This window comes from Streptomyces inhibens (genome assembly GCF_022221585.1).
Lineage (GTDB): Bacteria > Actinomycetota > Actinomycetes > Streptomycetales > Streptomycetaceae > Streptomyces > Streptomyces inhibens.
Genome location: NZ_CP084681.1, coordinates 4,763,495 through 4,780,433, shown reverse-complemented (window position 1 = coordinate 4,780,433; position 16,939 = coordinate 4,763,495). Strand labels below are relative to the sequence as shown.

The 16,939-nt window shown below is 72.1% G+C and carries 15 protein-coding genes; 10 read left to right on the top strand and 5 right to left on the bottom strand.

Annotated features, from left to right (window positions below):
- Window positions 1–19: 19 nt before the first annotated feature.
- From fbaA to KI385_RS21795, 8 genes are all read left to right on the top strand, one after another.
- Window positions 20–1,042, top strand: coding sequence for a class II fructose-bisphosphate aldolase (gene fbaA / locus KI385_RS21830; RefSeq protein WP_238573860.1), 1,023 nt, complete (start codon window positions 20–22; stop codon window positions 1,040–1,042).
- Between the two features lie 117 nt (window positions 1,043–1,159).
- Complete coding sequence (locus tag KI385_RS21825) at window positions 1,160–2,698, top strand: MFS transporter (protein ID WP_238573859.1); 1,539 nt, start codon at window positions 1,160–1,162, stop codon at window positions 2,696–2,698.
- Between the two features lie 76 nt (window positions 2,699–2,774).
- On the top strand, window positions 2,775–3,188 hold the full coding sequence (locus tag KI385_RS21820; protein ID WP_238573858.1) for a DUF3151 domain-containing protein: 414 nt from the start codon (window positions 2,775–2,777) through the stop codon (window positions 3,186–3,188).
- Between the two features lie 192 nt (window positions 3,189–3,380).
- Window positions 3,381–4,310 carry a tryptophan 2,3-dioxygenase family protein gene (locus tag KI385_RS21815; RefSeq protein ID WP_238573857.1) on the top strand — a complete coding sequence of 310 codons (930 nt, stop codon included), beginning with the start codon at window positions 3,381–3,383 and terminating at the stop codon, window positions 4,308–4,310.
- Window positions 4,303–5,631: a kynureninase gene (kynU, locus tag KI385_RS21810; RefSeq protein WP_238573856.1), complete on the top strand. Its 1,329-nt coding sequence runs from the start codon at window positions 4,303–4,305 to the stop codon at window positions 5,629–5,631. The genes KI385_RS21815 and kynU overlap by 8 nt, the downstream gene beginning before the upstream one ends.
- On the top strand, window positions 5,628–6,413 hold the full coding sequence (locus tag KI385_RS21805) for an alpha/beta hydrolase (protein ID WP_238573855.1): 786 nt from the start codon (window positions 5,628–5,630) through the stop codon (window positions 6,411–6,413). The genes kynU and KI385_RS21805 overlap by 4 nt, the downstream gene beginning before the upstream one ends.
- Before the next feature lie 74 nt (window positions 6,414–6,487).
- Window positions 6,488–7,846, top strand: coding sequence for a sensor histidine kinase (locus tag KI385_RS21800; RefSeq protein WP_238573854.1), 1,359 nt, complete (start codon window positions 6,488–6,490; stop codon window positions 7,844–7,846).
- Window positions 7,843–8,499: a response regulator gene (locus KI385_RS21795; RefSeq protein WP_128509068.1), complete on the top strand. Its 657-nt coding sequence runs from the start codon at window positions 7,843–7,845 to the stop codon at window positions 8,497–8,499. Before KI385_RS21800 ends, KI385_RS21795 begins: the two co-directional genes overlap by 4 nt.
- A gap of 24 nt (window positions 8,500–8,523) precedes the next feature.
- Here the strand turns inward: KI385_RS21795 and KI385_RS21790 are convergent, their stop codons facing one another.
- The 3 genes from KI385_RS21790 to KI385_RS21780 all read right to left on the bottom strand — a co-directional run bounded on the left by KI385_RS21790 (window position 8,524) and on the right by KI385_RS21780 (window position 11,898).
- Complete coding sequence (locus tag KI385_RS21790; protein WP_238573853.1) at window positions 8,524–8,988, bottom strand: BP74-related protein; 465 nt, start codon at window positions 8,986–8,988, stop codon at window positions 8,524–8,526.
- A gap of 268 nt (window positions 8,989–9,256) precedes the next feature.
- Window positions 9,257–10,897 carry an ABC transporter permease gene (locus KI385_RS21785; RefSeq protein WP_238573852.1) on the bottom strand — a complete coding sequence of 547 codons (1,641 nt, stop codon included), beginning with the start codon at window positions 10,895–10,897 and terminating at the stop codon, window positions 9,257–9,259.
- A complete protein-coding gene (locus KI385_RS21780) occupies window positions 10,894–11,898 on the bottom strand; it encodes an ABC transporter ATP-binding protein (RefSeq protein ID WP_238573851.1) in 1,005 nt (334 codons plus the stop codon). The genes KI385_RS21785 and KI385_RS21780 overlap by 4 nt, the downstream gene beginning before the upstream one ends.
- A gap of 94 nt (window positions 11,899–11,992) precedes the next feature.
- Here KI385_RS21780 and KI385_RS21775 point away from each other — a divergent pair, with 94 nt between their 5' ends.
- Window positions 11,993–12,505 carry a GbsR/MarR family transcriptional regulator gene (locus KI385_RS21775; protein WP_238573850.1) on the top strand — a complete coding sequence of 171 codons (513 nt, stop codon included), beginning with the start codon at window positions 11,993–11,995 and terminating at the stop codon, window positions 12,503–12,505.
- A gap of 19 nt (window positions 12,506–12,524) precedes the next feature.
- Here KI385_RS21775 and KI385_RS21770 read toward each other — a convergent pair whose 3' ends face one another.
- Window positions 12,525–13,475 (bottom strand): diacylglycerol kinase catalytic domain-containing protein, encoded by a 951-nt coding sequence (locus KI385_RS21770; RefSeq protein ID WP_238573849.1) that lies wholly within the window; start codon window positions 13,473–13,475, stop codon window positions 12,525–12,527.
- A gap of 236 nt (window positions 13,476–13,711) precedes the next feature.
- On the opposite strand from KI385_RS21770, the gene KI385_RS21765 reads away from it, so the two are divergent.
- Complete coding sequence (locus KI385_RS21765) at window positions 13,712–14,998, top strand: adenylosuccinate synthase (protein ID WP_238573848.1); 1,287 nt, start codon at window positions 13,712–13,714, stop codon at window positions 14,996–14,998.
- Window positions 14,999–15,040: 42 nt separating this feature from the next.
- On the opposite strand, the gene KI385_RS21760 is transcribed toward KI385_RS21765, so the two are convergent.
- A complete protein-coding gene (locus tag KI385_RS21760) occupies window positions 15,041–16,849 on the bottom strand; it encodes a serine/threonine-protein kinase (protein ID WP_238573847.1) in 1,809 nt (602 codons plus the stop codon).
- Between the last annotated feature and the right edge of the window lie 90 nt (window positions 16,850–16,939).

The following is a 16,939-nucleotide window of genomic DNA, read 5'->3' as shown; positions in this document are numbered from 1 at the left end:
ATACACAAGGAGCGGACAGATGCCCATCGCAACCCCCGACGTCTACAACGAGATGCTCGACCGGGCGAAGGCAGGCAAGTTCGCCTACCCGGCCATCAACGTCACGTCGACGCAGACGCTGCACGCCGCTCTGCGGGGCTTCGCCGAGGCCGAGAGCGACGGCATCATCCAGATCTCCACCGGTGGTGCGGAGTTCCTGGGCGGCCAGTACAACAAGGACATGGTGACCGGCGCGGTCGCGCTCGCCGAGTTCGCGCACGTCGTGGCCGACAAGTACGACATCACTGTCGCGCTGCACACCGACCACTGCCCCAAGGACAAGCTCGACGGCTATGTCCGCCCGCTGCTGGACATCTCCGCGGAGCGCGTCGCCAAGGGCCAGAACCCGCTGTTCCAGTCCCACATGTGGGACGGCTCGGCCGAGACCCTCGCGGACAACCTGGCCATCGGCCAGGAGCTGCTCGCCAAGGCCGCCGCCGCCAAGATCATCCTTGAGGTCGAGATCACTCCGACCGGTGGCGAGGAGGACGGCGTCACCCACGAGATCAACGACGAGCTCTACACCACGGTCGACGACGCGCTGCGCACCGCCGAGGCGCTGGGTCTGGGCGAGAAGGGCCGCTACCTGCTCGCCGCCTCCTTCGGCAACGTCCACGGCGTCTACAAGCCGGGCAATGTCGTGCTCCGCCCCGAGCTGCTGAAGGACCTGCAGGAGGGCGTCAGCGCCAAGTACGGCAAGGCCGCCCCGTTCGACTTCGTGTTCCACGGCGGCTCCGGCTCCACCGAGCAGGAGATCGCCACCGCGCTGGAGAACGGCGTCGTGAAGATGAACCTGGACACCGACACCCAGTACGCCTTCACCCGCCCCGTCGCGGACCACATGTTCCGTAACTACGACGGTGTGCTGAAGGTCGACGGCGAGGTCGGCAACAAGAAGACCTACGACCCGCGCAGCTGGGGCAAGCTGGCCGAGGCCGGTATGGCCAAGCGTGTCACCGAGGCCTGCGCCAACCTGCGCTCCACGGGCACCAAGCTCAAGTAAGCGGCGGGCCGCACGGCCGGCCGCAGCGCACCAGGGCCCCGCATCCGGACGGATGCGGGGCCTTTGCGCATGCCGCCAAGGTGGGCGAGCCGGACCGGATGCGGGCATGCTCGCGGTATGAGTGAACCGAGCGAGCCCGGCGGGGTGCGGCTGGCCTCGGCACAGGGCCGATGGGTGCTGGCCACGACCGTGCTGGGTTCCGGTATGGCGATGCTCGACAGCACGGTCGTCAATATCGCGCTGCCGCGGATCGGCACCGACCTCAACGCGGATCTGGCCGTCCTCCAGTGGACCGTCACCGCCTACATGCTCACCCTCTCCGCGCTGATCCTGCTGGGCGGCGCACTCGGCGACCGCTACGGCCGGCGCCGGGTCTTCGTGATCGGCGTGGTGTGGTTCGCCGCGGCCTCGCTGCTGTGCGGGCTGGCGCCGAACGCCGGGGTGCTGATCGCGGCCCGCGCGTTGCAGGGCGTCGGCGGGGCGCTGCTGACACCCGGCTCGCTGGCGCTGATCCAGGCCGTCTTCCGCCCCGACGACCGGGCGCGGGGGGTCGGCGCCTGGTCCGGGCTCGGCGGGGTGGCCGCGGCGGTCGGCCCGTTCATCGGCGGCTGGCTGGTGGATGGCCCCGGCTGGCGCTGGGTGTTCTTTCTGAACGTGCCGCTGGCGGCGGTGTGTGTGCCGGTGGCGCTGCGGCACGTACCGGAGACCCGGGAGCGGGACGCGGGCCGGCGCCACGGCTTCGATGTGCCGGGCGCGGTGCTGGGGGCGCTGGCGCTGGCCGGGGTGACCTATGCGCTGATCGCCGCGCCGGGCCGGGGCGTCGCGCCGGGCGTGATCGTGCCGGCGGTGGCCGGGGTGCTGCTCGGGGTGGGCTTCGTATGCGTCGAGCGGCGCCGTACGGACCCGATGCTGCCGCCCGCGATCTTCCGCATTCGCCTGTTCTCCGCGATCAACGCGGTGACGGTGTGCGTCTACGCCGCGTTCAGCGGCTTCTTCTTCCTGGCCGTGCTGCAGTTGCAGGTCGTGGTGGGTTATTCGGCACTGCAGGCCGGCACGGCGCTGCTGCCGACGACCGTGCTGATGCTGCTGCTGTCCGCCCGCTCCGGGGAGCTGGGGCAGCGCATCGGGCCGCGGATCCCGCTGACCGTCGGTCCGGTGCTGTGTGCCGCCGGGATGCTGCTGATGATGCGGGTGGGCCAGGGCGCGTCGTACTTCGCCGATGTGCTGCCCGCGCTGGTGGTGCTGGGCGCGGGGATGGTGACGCTGGTCGCGCCGCTCACCTCGACCGTGCTGGCGTCGGTGGACGTGGACCGGGCCGGCCTGGCCAGCGGTATCAACAACGCGGCGGCGCGGGCCGCGGGCCTGATGGCGGTGGCCGCGCTGCCCCTGCTGGCGGGCGTGGGACCGGAGGCCTACCGCTCGGCGAACGAGTTCGCGGCGGGTTTCCGGCGGGCCATGACGCTGTGCGCCGGCATCCTGCTGATCGGCGCGGTGATCGCCTGGCTGACGGTACGCACCAACGTGCTGCGCGCCGCGGAGCCGGGCGCGCAGGAGCGGTGTCACCCGGAGTGCGTCTACCACTGCGGGGTGAGCGCACCGCCGCTGGATCCGGGCGAGGCCCAGCAAGGCAGCGAACGGCAGGGACCGGAGACGTAACGCTCGCCCCCACCGGCCACCACGGGGGACACCGTGGGGGAGAGCCGCCAAGCGCAGCGCTGGCAGACTGGGAAGCATGGCCATTCACGAGAACCTTCTCGGGGGACCGCCCCCGACCCATCTGCCCGACGACCCCGAGCCCCGCGAGCTGCTCGCCGCGGGCACGGCGCCGTCCGATGTCGCCGCGAAGTACCCGACCTCCTCGCTGGCCTGGGCGCAGCTCGCGGACGACGCGTTCGAGGGAGGCCGGGTCGTCGAGTCGTACGCGTACGCCCGCACCGGCTACCACCGCGGCCTGGACGCGCTGCGCCGGGCCGGATGGAAGGGCCACGGTCCGGTGCCCTTCGAGCACGAGCCCAACCGCGGCTTCCTGCGGGCACTGCACGCCCTGGCCCGCGCCGCCCAGGCGATCGGCGAGCAGGACGAGTACGAGCGCTGCTCGGCCTTCCTGCGCGACTCCTCGCCGACCGCGGCCGAGACCCTTTCCTGACGGGCGCACCCCGTTCCTGACGGGGCGCGATCGACGGGCCGGCCGCGTGATCGCGGTCGGCCCTTGCGCCCTCGGTGTCCAGCACGGATGATTTCAGTGGGCCGGGTCATCCCGAGCCCGAGGGGACCGGGGCTCCCGAGCCGACAAGGAAGGGGCGGACCGCTACCCGGTAGTTCGCCTGAGGAGTCCCTCATGTCGCAGCCGTCTCCCAACGATCCCGCGCACAGCGCGTCGACCGCGCCCGTAGAGCCCGGGGCGCCCGCGGAACCGGAGTTCGCGCCCGCCGATCCTGCCGAGCAGGACCCGCCGTTCTCCCCCGATCTCAGCATCGGCAGCCGCACCACCACCCCGTACGAGGACTATGTCCAGGCGGACGTCCTCACCCACCTTCAGCACCCGCTCTCCGACGACCCCGGCGAGATGGTCTTCCTGGTCACCACGCAGGTCATGGAGCTGTGGTTCACGGTCATCGTCCATGAGTGGCACACCGCGGCGGAGGCGCTGCGCCGTGACGACCTGCCCGTGGCGATGGATGCGCTGCACCGCTCCACGTACGAGCTGGAGGCGCTGAACGCCGCCTGGAAGCCGCTCGCCCGGCTGACCCCGGCGCAGTTCAACGCGTACCGCAGCGCGCTCGGCGAGGGCTCCGGCTTCCAGTCCGCGATGTACCGGCGGATGGAGTTCCTGCTCGGCGAGAAGTCCGCGTCCATGCTGGTGCCGCACCGCGGCGCCCCGCGGGAGCACGCCGAGCTGGAGAAGGCCCTCCAGGAGCCGAGCCTGTGGGACGAGGTGCTGCGGCTGCTCGCCCGCCGCGGCCATGCCGTTCCGGATGCCGTGCTGCGGCGGGACCCGGCGCTGCGCTACGAGCCGGATCCGGCCGTCGAGGCCGTCTGGGCCGAGATCTACGCCGGCTCGCAGGAGTCCGAGCTCGTCCGGCTCGGCGAGGCGCTGACCGATGTCGCCGAACTGGTCTGGCGCTGGCGCAACGACCATCTGGTCGCGACCCGGCGGGCCATGGGGGCGAAAATGGGTACCGGCGGTTCCGCGGGTGTGGCCTGGTTGGAGAAGCGGGCCCGCAAGAACGTCTTCCCCGAGCTGTGGACGGCGCGCAGCCATGTCTGAGACCCCCAACACCCCCAAGGCTCCCGGGAGCGCCGGCACCCCCGAGCCCTCCGAGGGACGCGAACAGTACATACGCGCCCAGCAGTTGGACGCTTCCGACGCGCTCGCCCCGATCCGTGACCGCTTCGTCCTTGACGACACGGCCTACCTCGACGGCAACTCGCTCGGCGCGCTGCCCCGCGCGGTGCCCGGCCGGATCGCCGATGTCATCGCCCGCGAGTGGGGCGAGCTGCGCATCCGGTCCTGGACCGAATCCGGCTGGTGGACGGCGCCCGAGCGGATCGGCGACAAGATCGCCCCGCTGATCGGGGCGGCACCGGGCCGGGTGGTGGTCGGCGACTCGACCAGCGTCAATATCTTCAAGGCCGTGGTCGGCGGCGTACGGATGGCCGGAAAGGGCTGTACGGAGATCCTCGTCGACGCCACGACCTTCCCGACCGACGGCTATATCGCCCGGTCGGCGGCCCGGATGACCGGCCTCGCGGTGCGGCCGGTGGAGCCCGCGCGGATCGCCGACGAGGTCACCGAGCGCACCGCGCTGGCGTTGGTCAACCACGTCGACTACCGCACCGGCGAGCTCAACGACCTGCCCGCCATCACCCACGCGCTGCACTCCGCGGGCGCGCTCGCCGTCTGGGACCTGTGCCACAGCGCCGGCGCCCTGCCGGTCGGCCTCGATGCGCACCACGTCGATCTCGCCGTCGGCTGTACGTACAAGTACCTCAACGGCGGCCCGGGTTCGCCCGCGTACCTCTATGTCCGCGAAAGCCTCCAGGAGCGGTTCGAATCGCCGCTGCCCGGCTGGAACTCGCACACGGATCCGTTCGCGATGGACCCCGGCTACACCCCCGCCGACGGCATCCGGCGCGGCCGGGTCGGCACCCCCGACATCCTGTCGCTGCTCGCGCTGGAGGCGGCGCTGGAGGCCTGGGACGGAGTGTCCATCGAGGCCGTACGCGTCAAGAGCCTGGCCCTGACCGACTTCTTCCTGGAGTGCGTGAACGCCTACGTCCCGCCGGGCCTGGTCCGCTCCCTCACGCCGAACGACCATCAGCGGCGCGGCAGCCAGGTGTCGCTGGCGTGCTCCCCCCAGCTCTCCGCTTCGTTCGCGCAGGGCGCTACCCCGGTCGCCGGCCAGGTGATGGACGAGCTGATCCGGCACGGGGTGGTCGGCGACTTCCGCCACCCCGACGTGCTGCGCTTCGGCTTCACCCCGCTCTACACCTCCTTCGCGGACGCGGAACGGGCGGCGCGGGTGCTCGGCGAGGTTCTGGGCGCGCTGCCCGATGTGGCGCCGGGACCGGCCGGGACCGGCGGGTGAGCGTGGCGGACGAGGAGACGGCGCTGCTGGGGCTGGCCCCGGTGGCGCCGGACCGCACGGTGGCCTACGGGCCGCATCCGGACCAGATCGTCGATCTGTACGGGCCGTGGGCCGGCGACGGCCCGCGGCCCGGGGTGGCGCGCGGCCCGCTGGTCGTCCTTCTGCACGGCGGGTTCTGGCGGGCGGCGTACGACCGCCGCTATCTGTCGCCGTTCGCCGCCGAGCTGGCCGGACACGGGCTGCCGGTCGCGCTGGCCGAGTACCGCAGGGTCGGCGCGGGCGGCGGCGCACCGCAGACGTTCGAGGACGTCACGGCGGGCATCGCCACGGCCGTGCGGGAGGTGCCAGGGGCCGGCGGCCCGGTCCTCGTCGGGCACTCCGCGGGTGGCCATCTCGCGCTGCTCGCCGCTGCCCGCCCCGGCACCCCCGTGACCCGGGTGCTCGCCGTCTCGCCGGTCGCCGACCTCGCGCGCGCCCATGAGCTGGGCCTGAGCAACGGAGCGGTCGCCGAACTCCTCGGCGCCGGCCCCGGCCTCCCGGAGCGCATCGCCGCGGCCGACCCGGCGCGCCGTCCGCCCGCCGGGATCCCGGTCACGGTCCTGCACGGCACCGACGACCCGGACGTCCCGCTGGGCATCTCCCGTCGCTACGTTGCCGCGAGCCCCGCCGATACGGACCTGCGCGAGCTGCCGGGCGTGGGCCACTACGCCCCCCTCACCCCCGGCACCCCGAGCTGCCGCACCCTCCTCGGCCTCCTCGGCCTCCCGCATCCGACCACGTAGTACTTGAGACGGACCCCGCCAGATCCCCACTGGTGGGGACGCCCGGGCGCCGGTGAGTGCTTACCGTTGTCAGCGTGAACGAGACGACCCAGACGCAGGGCACCCTGCGCTCGGAGGCCCGGATAGCCCATGGCGCGCTGCACCGACTGCGCCAGGACCTGTTCGTCGACGCCTTCGCCTTCCGCCCGATGCCGCCGCTGGAGGACGCCAAGATCTCCCGGTGGGTGCCCTGGCTGCCGGAGCGGATCCGGCACTGGGCGCGCTGGCTGCCGCACTTCATCGTCGGCTCCTTCGCGATGTGTGTCTTCCTGGCGACCTTCACCATGAGCTACGGCATCGGCCCGGTGCGCGGTGTGCTGGCCGTCGGCTTCAGTGTGCTGGTCTCCACCGCGCCGGCGCTCACGCTCTTCCGCCCGGTGGGTGCGTTCTGGCTGTCGCTGCTCTGCTTCGTGGTGTCGCTGGGCGCCACCGCGGCCACGGCCTACTCCTCGTACAGCAGCGCCTACGGGAACGCCGCCTTCTCCACCCACCTCGCCGTGATGACCCTCGTGGTGCTGCGCACCCGGCCGCGACTGGCCGTGGAGATGTGGCTGGTCACCTTCGGCGTGGGGGCCGTGCTGACGGCGCTCGTCGGGGGCGTCACGGGCGATCTGCCGCCGGTGGCGTTCTTCTTCGGCCTGGTACTGATCGCCGCCGCCGCGGTCCGTGCCTGGCGCGAGGAGCGCCGGCATGTCGTCGAGACCCAGACCGTCACCGCCGAGGAGCGCTCCCGGCGCACGCTCCTGGAGGAGCGTGCCCTGATCGCCCGTGAGCTGCACGATGTGGTCGCGCACCACATGTCCGTCATCGCCATCCAGGCCGAGGCCGCTCCGTACCGCGTCGAGAACACCCCGCCCGAGCTCGCCACGTCCTTCGCCACGATCCGCGAGAACGCGGTCGCCGCGCTCGCCGAACTGCGCCGCATCCTGGGCGTGGTCCGCTCCGAGGACCCGGACGCGTTCGCCGACAGCGACCCGGAGGCGCCGCAGCCGACGCTCGCCAGCCTCGACTCGCTGCTCGACAGCGTCCGCAGCGCCGGGCTGACCGTCGAGGTCGTGATCACCGGGGCGCCCCGGCCGCTGCCGCAGGGCGTCGAGCTGTCCGCGTACCGGATCGTGCAGGAGGCGCTGAGCAATGCGCTGCGCCACTCGCCGGGCGCCGATGCCCGGGTGGAGATCTCCTACGTCCTGGGCGGGATCGGCCTGCGGATCGTCAACGGCGTGCCGAGCCGGCTCGCCAAGCCGTCCCCGGGCGCGGGGCACGGTGTGCTGGGCATGCGCGAGCGGGTACAGATGCTGGGCGGCGAGATGACCGCCGACCACACCGAGGAGGGCGGCTTCGAGGTCGCCGCCTTCATTCCGGTGGCGAACACGGTGGGGGAGAACACGGCATGATCCGGGTACTGATCGTCGACGACCAGGTGATGGTCCGCGAGGGCTTCTCGGTCCTGCTCAACGCCATGCCGGACATCGAGGTCGTCGGAGAGGCGGTCGACGGCCGGCAGGCGGTGCGCAAGGTCGCGATCCTCAAGCCCGATGTCGTCCTGATGGACATCCGGATGCCGGAGATGAACGGCCTGGAGGCGACCCGCGAGATCGTGGCCGCCGACGCGGACGCCAAGGTCCTTGTGCTGACCACCTTCGACCTGGACGAATACGTCTACCAAGCGCTGCGCTCCGGGGCCAGCGGCTTCCTGCTCAAGGACGCCTCGGCCGGCCAGCTCGCCGAGGGCGTACGCATCGTCGCCTCCGGCGAGGCCCTGCTCGCCCCCACCGTCACCAAGCGCCTGATCTCCGAGTTCTCCCGCCTCGGCACCCCCCGCGCCCCTGCCCAGGAACGCATCGCCGACCTCACGGAACGCGAGACCGAGGTGCTGGTGCTGGTGGCCCAGGGCCTGTCGAACGGTGAGATCGCCGAGCATCTCGTCGTCGCCGAGTCCACGGTGAAGACCCATGTCAGCCGCATCCTGGTGAAGCTGGGACTGCGCGACCGCACACAGGCGGCGGTCTTTGCCTACGAGGCGCGGCTGGTGACGCCGGGGGGCTGAGCGGCAGTGCCCGGAACGCCGGGCCTACGGCTGGGGGAGCTCCTTCACCAGATGGGAGGACCAGGGACACCAGATCAGCCCGGGCAGGAACGGGCCGCCGGCCTCGTCCAGATGTTCTTCGACATAGGGCGTCGTGGCGTCACAGACCTCGATGGCGAAGTCGAAGAAGTCGATCGTCTCCGGGCGGAGATGGAAGCTCCAGCGCCAGTTGTACGGGGCGGGGCGCTTGTCGATCCTGCCGATGACATGCGGCTCCGCCGTGGTCGCGCCGCTGAGGAGGTCCCGGGCGTGCTGGATCTTGCGGGGGTCGGTGAGCTTGATGACGAACTCGGCGTGCGTGACATCGGTCATCACGAAGTAGGCGGCCGAGTCGGCCTTCGTCCGCTGTCTTGCGGTGCTCGCCTGCTGCCCCTGGGCGGGCCCGGCCACGGTGATGGCGAGCAGCGCTGCCGTCGCGAGCATGCCGATCTTGGTGGTGATGCGTCGCATGATCCCCTCCGATGCCGCGGGTCGTGGTCACGACCGTGCATACAGAAAGTAACAAGATGATCACCCTGCGCTCTAGAGTTACTGTGAGTTAACGCACTGAGGAGTGAAATCGCGGAGAGTGACTGGCGGTGGGGTCGCGGATGTGCTCTGTCCACACCCTGTGGACGCCGCCGGCCCGCGCGCAGAAGTGCGCCGCCGGAGTCCGCTACAGCTCCGGCGGCGCACGGATGTGGGGGCGGCCAATCCCGGAGGGCCGGCCGCCCGGGGATCAGCCGATGTCCCGTCGGCGTACGCCCACCAGTCCGACGGCGGCGAACAGGGCGGAGAGCGCCAGCAGCCAGACGAACGGGGCCGCGGTGGCGTCGGCGCCGGGCAGCTTGGGGAGATGGCCGAACGGGGAGAGGTCCATCGCCCACTGCGGGAACTTGAGGGAGGGGCCGATCCAGCCGATCGCCAGACAGCCGCCGACCAGCGCCCAGGCGGCGGTGGTGGCCTTGGGCAGCAGGCCCAAGAGGAGCACCGTCAGGCCGGTGAGCGTCCAGACGGCCGGGACCTGGCAGAGCGCGGCGGCCAGGACCGGGCCGAGTTGGCCGCCGACGTCGTGGACGGAGATGCCGTAGCTCAGACCCAGGGCCAGCCCGCCGAAGGCCATGATGACGACGGTGCCCGCGTAGGCGATGGCCAGATGGCTGCCGGCCCAGCGGAGCCGGCCCACCGCGCCGGCCAGCACCGGCTCCGCGCGGTCGCCGGTCTCCTCGCCGCGCAGCCGGAGCACCGCACCGGTCGCGTAGATCGCCGCGATCATGCCGAGCATGCCGGCCATCGTGGCCAGGAAGGCGTCGGTCAGGCCCTGTGCTCCGCCCATCCGCTCCACGATCTCGCGGGTCTGCCGATTGCCGCCGACCATGTCGGCGGCGCCCTGGGCGATACCGCCGAAGATCCCGCCGGCGCAGAGGAAGCCGAGCGTCCAGCCCAGCAGGGTGGTGCGCTGGAGCCGCCAGGCCAGGCCGAACGGGCCACTCAGGGAGCGCGGCGCGACGGCCGGCCCGGGGCGGGCGGGCAGGAAGCTCATGCCGATGTCGCGGCGGGCGGTCAGGGCGTAGGAGGCGGCGACGGTGAGGGTGGTCGCCGCCAGGAAGAGCAGGAGGATCCACCAGCGTTCGTCGGCGTATGCGCGCAGGTTCTCCGACCAGCCGATCGGTGAGATCCAGGTGAGGGGTGAGGTGGAGCCGGCATCGGCGGCGTCGCCCGCGGCGCGCAGGGCGAAGGCGAGGCCGAGGACCGCGCCGGTCAGGCCCTTGGCCATCCGCGCGCTCTCGGTGAGCTGGGCGGTGATGGCGGCCAGCCCGGCGAAGAGCATGCCGGCGCAGCCGATGGCGAGGCCGAGGGCGAGCGAACCGGCGGCCGGCTGGCCGGACTTGGCCAGGCCGCCCGCGATCAGTACGGCGACCGCGGCGTTGGCGGTCAGTGCCGTCAGCAGGGCCGCGGTCAGCGGTGCGCGGCGGCCCACCATCGCGGCGGAGAGCAGCTCCTGACGGCCCGTCTCCTCCTCTTCGCGGGTGTGCCGGACGACGATCAGCAGGCTCATCACCGCGGCGAGCAGGGCGCCGTAACCGGCCATCCGCCAGGAGACCAGGCCGCCGACGGAGTCGCTGAAGACCGGTCCGTACAGCGCGCGCATCGAGCCGTTGGCGTTCATCGAGGCGGCCAGTCGGGCGCGCTCGGCGGCGGTGTCGTAGAGGGCTTCGAAGGAGGAGCCCATACTGGCGACGACCAGGCCGAGGACCAGCACCCAGGCCGGGATCATCACCCGGTCGCGGCGCAGCGCCAGGCGCAACAGGACGCCGGTGCCCGCCAGATGGCGGGAACGGGCAGCGGGGGCGGGGAGGGCTGTGGCCACGGCGGTCATCGCGCGATCGCCTCTTCGCCGGGCGCGTCGTCCTGGTAGTGGCGCAGGAAGAGCTCTTCCAGGGTGGGCGGGGTGCTGATGAGGCTGCGGACGCCGGTGGTGCCGAGCGAGCGCAGTACGGCATCGAGCTTGTCGGTGTCGACCTGGAGCTTGACGCGGTGCCCCTGGACGTCGAGGCCGTGGACGCCGGGCAGCGCGGCCAGCCCTCCCCCGGCCACCGCTGGAGGCGTCCCCGGTGTCCCCGCGAGTTCGGCGACGACCGAGGTGCGGGTGAGGTGCCGCAGCTCGCCCAGGGAGCCGGATTCGACGGTCTGTCCCTTGCGGATGATGCTGACGCGGTCGCAGAGCGCCTCGACCTCGGACAGCACATGGCTGGAGAGCAGAACGGTGCGGCCGCGGTCGCGCTCCTCGGCGACACAGCTCTGGAAGACCTCCTCCATCAGCGGGTCCAGCCCGGAGGTCGGCTCGTCGAGGATGAGCAGATCGACGTCGGAGGCGAAGGCGGCGACCAGGGCGACCTTCTGGCGGTTGCCCTTGGAGTACGTGCGCCCCTTCTTGGTGGGGTCGAGCTCGAACCGCTCCAGGAGCTCGGTCCGCCGCGCGGCATCCAGGCCCGCCCGTCGCCCGCCACCACCCATCCACGGGAGGCGCTTCGCGCCGCTGCCTTGATGCAGCCGGCCGTAGAGATCGATGACCTCGCCGCCCGAGAGGTTGCGCCACAGGGTGACATCACCGGGGACGTAGGCGATACGGCGGTGCAGCTCGACGGCGTCGTGCCAGGGGTCCTTGCCCAGGAGCCGGGCGCTGCCGCCGTCGGCGCGCAGCAGGCCGAGCAGGACACGGATCGTCGTGGACTTCCCGGCGCCGTTGGGCCCGAGGAAGCCGTGTACCTCACCGGCCTCGACGCTCAGGTCGAGACCGTCCAGCGCGTGGGTCCGCCCGAAGGACTTGTGGAGAGAGTCCACCCGGATCGCGGGAGCGGAAGAGATTGCCGTGGTCATGATTTTGAAGGTACGTTAGATTCACAAATTTGTGAAGTTAAGAAACCGTATAAAGTTGGGGTGGGTGGCTCTGATCAGGGGAGATGATGCGGATATGAGCGAGCAGCAACAGCGGAGTGGCGATACGCGTACCGACGAGGCGATCTCACAGTTCGTCGAGCGCTTCGCCGCACAGTTGGTCGACGCAGGGATGCCGCGGATGCCCGCCCGCGTCTTCGCCTGCCTGCTGGCGTCCGACTCCGGCGTGCTGACCTCCGCCGAGCTGGGCGAGCGCCTCCAGATCAGCCCCGCCGCCGTCTCCGGCGCGGTCCGCTACCTCTCCCAGGTCGACATGGTCAGCCGCGAGCGCGAGCCCGGCTCCCGCCGCGACCGCTACCGCGTACACAGCGACCAGTGGTACGAGGCGCTGACGCGCCGGGAGGGCGTCCTCGCCCGCTGGGAGGGCACGCTGCGCGAGGGCGTCGTGAGCCTCGGCGAGGACTCCCCCGCCGGCCGCAGGCTCGGCGAGACCCTCGCCTTCTTCGAGTTCCTGCAGAAGGAGCTCACGGGGCTGCTGGAGCGCTGGCGCGACCACCGCGACCAGCTGCGCGCCGAGATCGACAGCTAACGCCCGCCCGGCCCCGGGCTCACCCGCTCCGCGGCAGCTGCAACCGCCAGGCCCCCGGCTGCACGGTCCACGTACGGCTTCTGACCGGCCCGCCGACCATCGCATCCGCCCGGTAGTGGAAGTCCGCGCCGGACACCGTCACCGCCCGCGCCCGGGCCCGCACCGGCCGCCCCTCGCCCGGCCAGTGCACCACGACCTCGGCCAGCTCGCCGCCGCCTCCGACGCCGTCGGGCCCCGGCCGGGCCCCGTCGGCCACGGCCTGTCCGCCCGGCACCACCGACACCCCGCGCACCGGCCGGTCCAGATCGGCCAGCAGTACCCCGTCCGCCTCGATCCGCAGCCGCTGCCCCGGCACCCGGGTGCGCCGCCCGGCCGCCGGCGCCGCCAGCATCGCCAGCGCCGTACGGGCGGTCCGTGCGGCCGGCTCCCACCACGGCCGGTGCCCGTCGATGCCGCCCACCAGGCCGCCCCGCGCGCCCGCGGAGTCCAGTGGGTCCATGGGGTCCACCGGATGCGCCGCACCGGGCACATACGCGCCGTGCCCGTGCCGGGTCGGCTCGCTGCCGGAGGGGATCCGCAGCCCGCCCAGCACAATGCCGTCGCTGTCGTCCGTGAGCAGATCCATCGGTTGCTCCCCGCCGTCCAGGACGGCCCGCGCCGCGGCGACGGTGTCCGTGGGGACGCCCAGCGTGCGGCTCAGGGCGACGGCGGCCGGCGCCCCGACCGGGACCATCGACACCGTCACCCCGGCCAGCTCGCGTTCCTTGTGCAGCAGGCCCACGACCCGCAGCAACGCCCGGTCGTCGCCGATCACCACCGGGCGCCGGTGGCCGCGGCGGGCGAGCATCCGGGCAAATTCCTCCGGCCCCTCGGGAAGGCAGATTTTCGCCCCCGCGCCCGCACACAGGACATCCTTCGCGATCCGCACGGATTCGCCGTCCGTACTGCGGGCGAGAGGGTCGATGACCACGAGCAGGGGGTACCCCCGAACGGAGTCCGTGGGAGAGTGCCCAGAAGGCTGCGCCGACACCTCGGTCCTTCCTCAGGTAGCATCTCGGTGCAAGAGCCCCTTGCGCTATTGCGCCAGGGGCTTCGTCTATTCCGGGGCACCGGTTCGACGGCTCTAGCGATGACGTACGCGTGAACACGCATGCTGACGCCATCCACGCACGTTGGACATGCCCCGCCCGGAAGGGGTGTACGCCTGTGCCCGCACTTGTGCTGCTCGGTGCTCAGTGGGGTGATGAGGGCAAGGGAAAGGCCACCGATCTGCTCGGTGGGTCCGTTGACTATGTGGTGCGCTACCAGGGCGGCAACAACGCCGGCCACACGGTTGTCGTAGGCGACCAGAAGTACGCACTGCATCTTCTCCCTTCCGGAATCCTCTCGCCGGGGTGTACCCCGGTCATCGGCAACGGTGTCGTCGTCGACCCGGCGGTCCTGCTCTCCGAGCTGAGCGGACTCAATGAGCGCGGCGTCGACACGTCCAAGCTGCTGCTCAGCGGTAACGCGCATCTGATCACGCCGTACAACGTCACCATCGACAAGGTGACGGAACGGTTCCTCGGAAAGCGCAAGATCGGCACCACCGGCCGCGGTATCGGCCCGACCTACGCGGACAAGATCAACCGCGTCGGCATCCGCGTCCAGGACCTGTACGACGAGTCGATCCTCGCCCAGAAGGTCGAGGCCGCCCTGGAGCAGAAGAACCAGCTCCTGGCCAAGGTCTTCAACCGCCGCGCGATCGAGGCCGACAAGATCGTCGAGGAGATGCTGGGCTACGCCGACCAGATCAAGCCCTTCGTCGCCGACACCACGCTGCTCCTGAACAACGCCATCGACGACGGCAAGGTCGTCCTCTTCGAGGGCGGCCAGGGCACCCTGCTCGACGTCGACCACGGCACGTACCCCTTCGTCACCTCCTCGAACCCGACCTCCGGCGGCGCCTGCACCGGCGCCGGCGTCGGCCCGACGAAGATCAGCCGGGTCATCGGCATCCTCAAGGCCTACACGACCCGTGTCGGCGCGGGCCCGTTCCCGACGGAGCTGTTCGACGAGGACGGCGAGGCGCTGCGCCGCATCGGTGGCGAGCGCGGTGTCACCACCGGCCGCGACCGCCGCTGCGGCTGGTTCGACGCGGTCATCGCCCGCTACGCGACCCGCGTCAACGGCCTGACGGACTTCTTCCTCACCAAGCTCGACGTGCTCACCGGCTGGGAGCAGATCCCGGTCTGTGTGGCGTACGAGATCGACGGCAAGCGCGTGGAAGAGCTGCCCTACTCGCAGACCGACTTCCACCACGCCAAGCCGGTCTACGAGATGCTCCCGGGCTGGTCCGAGGACATCACCAAGGCGAAGTCCTTCTCCGACCTGCCGAAGAACGCGCAGGCGTACGTCAAGGCGCTGGAGGAGATGTCCGGCGCCCCGATCTCCGCGATCGGCGTCGGCCCCGGCCGCGACGAGACCATCGAGATCAACTCGTTCCTGTCGTAAGGACCGCGCGGGAACATCCGCACCACGGCAGCAGCCGCGTGCCTACTCCGCTCTGGAGTAGGTGCGCGGCTGTTTGTCGTCGCCGAGGAACTCGCGGTGCAGGGTGCCGTCGTCGTTGAGGCGCAGGATCGAGGTGCCGCCCGGTGCGCAGCCGGGTGCGGCCGGGTCGGCCACCGGGGGGCCGACGGTCAGTTTTCCGTCCACTGCCGCGTAGAGATCGGCGTGCGCCGTGCAGCGGAGGCCGGGGCCCACGACGACGGTGGTGAGCACCGTGCTGCCCGCCGGGGCCTGCTTGATGGTCATCCGCCGGCTGCCGTGGCCGTCGGCGTCCGGCCGCTGCCAGGTGCCGAGGTAGCCGGCCGGGACGCGCTCCTCGGCCGGGCCGGCGCGGTGCAGTGTCGCCGTGCGCCCGGCCGCCGCCCACTTCAGGGTGCCGGCGCTGCCCGCTTCGAGGATGTGCTCGCCGAGCGCGGCGCAGCGGCCCGCCGGGATCGACCGGACGACCTTGGTGTCCAGCCGCAGCGCCGGGCGCCCGTCGTGCGCCGTGAGGGAGACCAGCGTGCCGTCGCTCCGGCACTCGTACGTCGCGCCCAGGCTGGTGCTGTTCGCGACCACCTCGCCGACCTTGCCGTTGGTGATCACGAACCGGCGCTGCTGCCCGGTGGGCGCCCCGTCCCGCAGCACCGGACCCGACCAGGTGCCGACGAAACGGGCGGGAATCTCGGACGCGCTGTCCTCGGCGCCCCCGCCGCCGAGCAGCGATACGGCCCCGGCGGTCGCGGCGGCCGCGACGACGGCGGTGGCCAGAAGCGGGAGCCATCGGGGGCGGCGGCGGGGCTCCGTAGTGGCGCCCGGCGCCGGTGCCGGTCCGGTCGGGACCCGGGTCGTCGTGAGCGTCGGCGGCTGGCCCCCGGGCGGGGTGTCGGTGTCCAGGAGGCGTACGGCGTGCTGCCCCAGGCGCGCGATCAGCTCGGCCGGCAGCCAGGGGGTGGCGGCCGAGCCGCTGGGCACCGGCCCGAGCCGGGCGGCGATCTCCTCGGGTCCGGGGCGCGCCGCCGGGTCCTTGGCCAGGCAGTCCGCGATCAGCTCGCGGAGCCCCGCCGGCACGTCGGCCAGCTCCGGCTCCTCCTGCGCGATCTTGAACATCACCGCGTGCACGCCCGAGGCGACGCTGCCGAACGGCGCCCGTCCGGTCGCCGCGTACGCCAGCACCGAGCCCACACAGAACACATCGCTGGCCGGCCCGACGCGGTGGCCCTGCACCTGCTCGGGCGACATGAAGCTCGGCGAGCCGACGACCATGCCGGTACGGGTCTGGGTCTGGTCGCCGACCGCGTCCAGGGCCCGCGCGATACCGAAGTCGATGACCCGCGGCCCGTCGATGGTCAGCAGCACATTGGACGGCTTGAGATCGCGGTGCACCAGGCCCACGCCGTGGATGTCGAGCAGCGCACAGGACAGCCCGTACGCCAGCCGCCGCAGCGCATACTCCGGCAGCGGACCGTAGCTGCCGGCGCTGCCGTACGCACTGCCGACGACCTCGCTCAGTGTGGGACCGGCGATATAGCCGGTGGCGACCCAGGGGACCGCGGCCTCGGTGTCGGCGTCCAGCACCGGTGCGGTCCACCGCCCGCCGACCCGGCGCGCGGCCTCGACCTCGGCGCGGAAGCGGTCCCGGAACTCCTCCTCGGCCGCCAGCTCGGCCTTCACCAGCTTCACGGCGACGGTCCGGCCGCCCTCGGACCGGGCGAGATGGACCCGGCCCATCCCGCCGCTGCCGAGCCGGCCGATCAGCCGGTAGTCGCCGATCCACTGCGGATCGTCGGCCGTCAGCCCGCGCAGGCCGTCCATCGGAGCGCCCTCCCCCTGTCGTTCCCTCACCTGTGGCGCGTGGCAGCGACAGGCGTCCGCCGAGCCTAGGCTCCGGCTGATCGCGCAGCG

Coding starts and splice junctions, on each gene's coding strand:
- kynU (WP_238573856.1), top strand. CDS start 4,303: ATGTCTGAGACCCCCAACACCCCCAAGGCTCCCGGGAGCGCCGGCACC.
- KI385_RS21815 (WP_238573857.1), top strand. CDS start 3,381: ATGTCGCAGCCGTCTCCCAACGATCCCGCGCACAGCGCGTCGACCGCG.
- KI385_RS21780 (WP_238573851.1), bottom strand. CDS start 11,898: ATGACCACGGCAATCTCTTCCGCTCCCGCGATCCGGGTGGACTCTCTC.
- KI385_RS21795 (WP_128509068.1), top strand. CDS start 7,843: ATGATCCGGGTACTGATCGTCGACGACCAGGTGATGGTCCGCGAGGGC.
- KI385_RS21775 (WP_238573850.1), top strand. CDS start 11,993: ATGAGCGAGCAGCAACAGCGGAGTGGCGATACGCGTACCGACGAGGCG.
- KI385_RS21790 (WP_238573853.1), bottom strand. CDS start 8,988: ATGCGACGCATCACCACCAAGATCGGCATGCTCGCGACGGCAGCGCTG.
- KI385_RS21820 (WP_238573858.1), top strand. CDS start 2,775: ATGGCCATTCACGAGAACCTTCTCGGGGGACCGCCCCCGACCCATCTG.
- KI385_RS21760 (WP_238573847.1), bottom strand. CDS start 16,849: ATGGACGGCCTGCGCGGGCTGACGGCCGACGATCCGCAGTGGATCGGC.
- KI385_RS21825 (WP_238573859.1), top strand. CDS start 1,160: ATGAGTGAACCGAGCGAGCCCGGCGGGGTGCGGCTGGCCTCGGCACAG.
- fbaA (WP_238573860.1), top strand. CDS start 20: ATGCCCATCGCAACCCCCGACGTCTACAACGAGATGCTCGACCGGGCG.
- KI385_RS21785 (WP_238573852.1), bottom strand. CDS start 10,897: ATGACCGCCGTGGCCACAGCCCTCCCCGCCCCCGCTGCCCGTTCCCGC.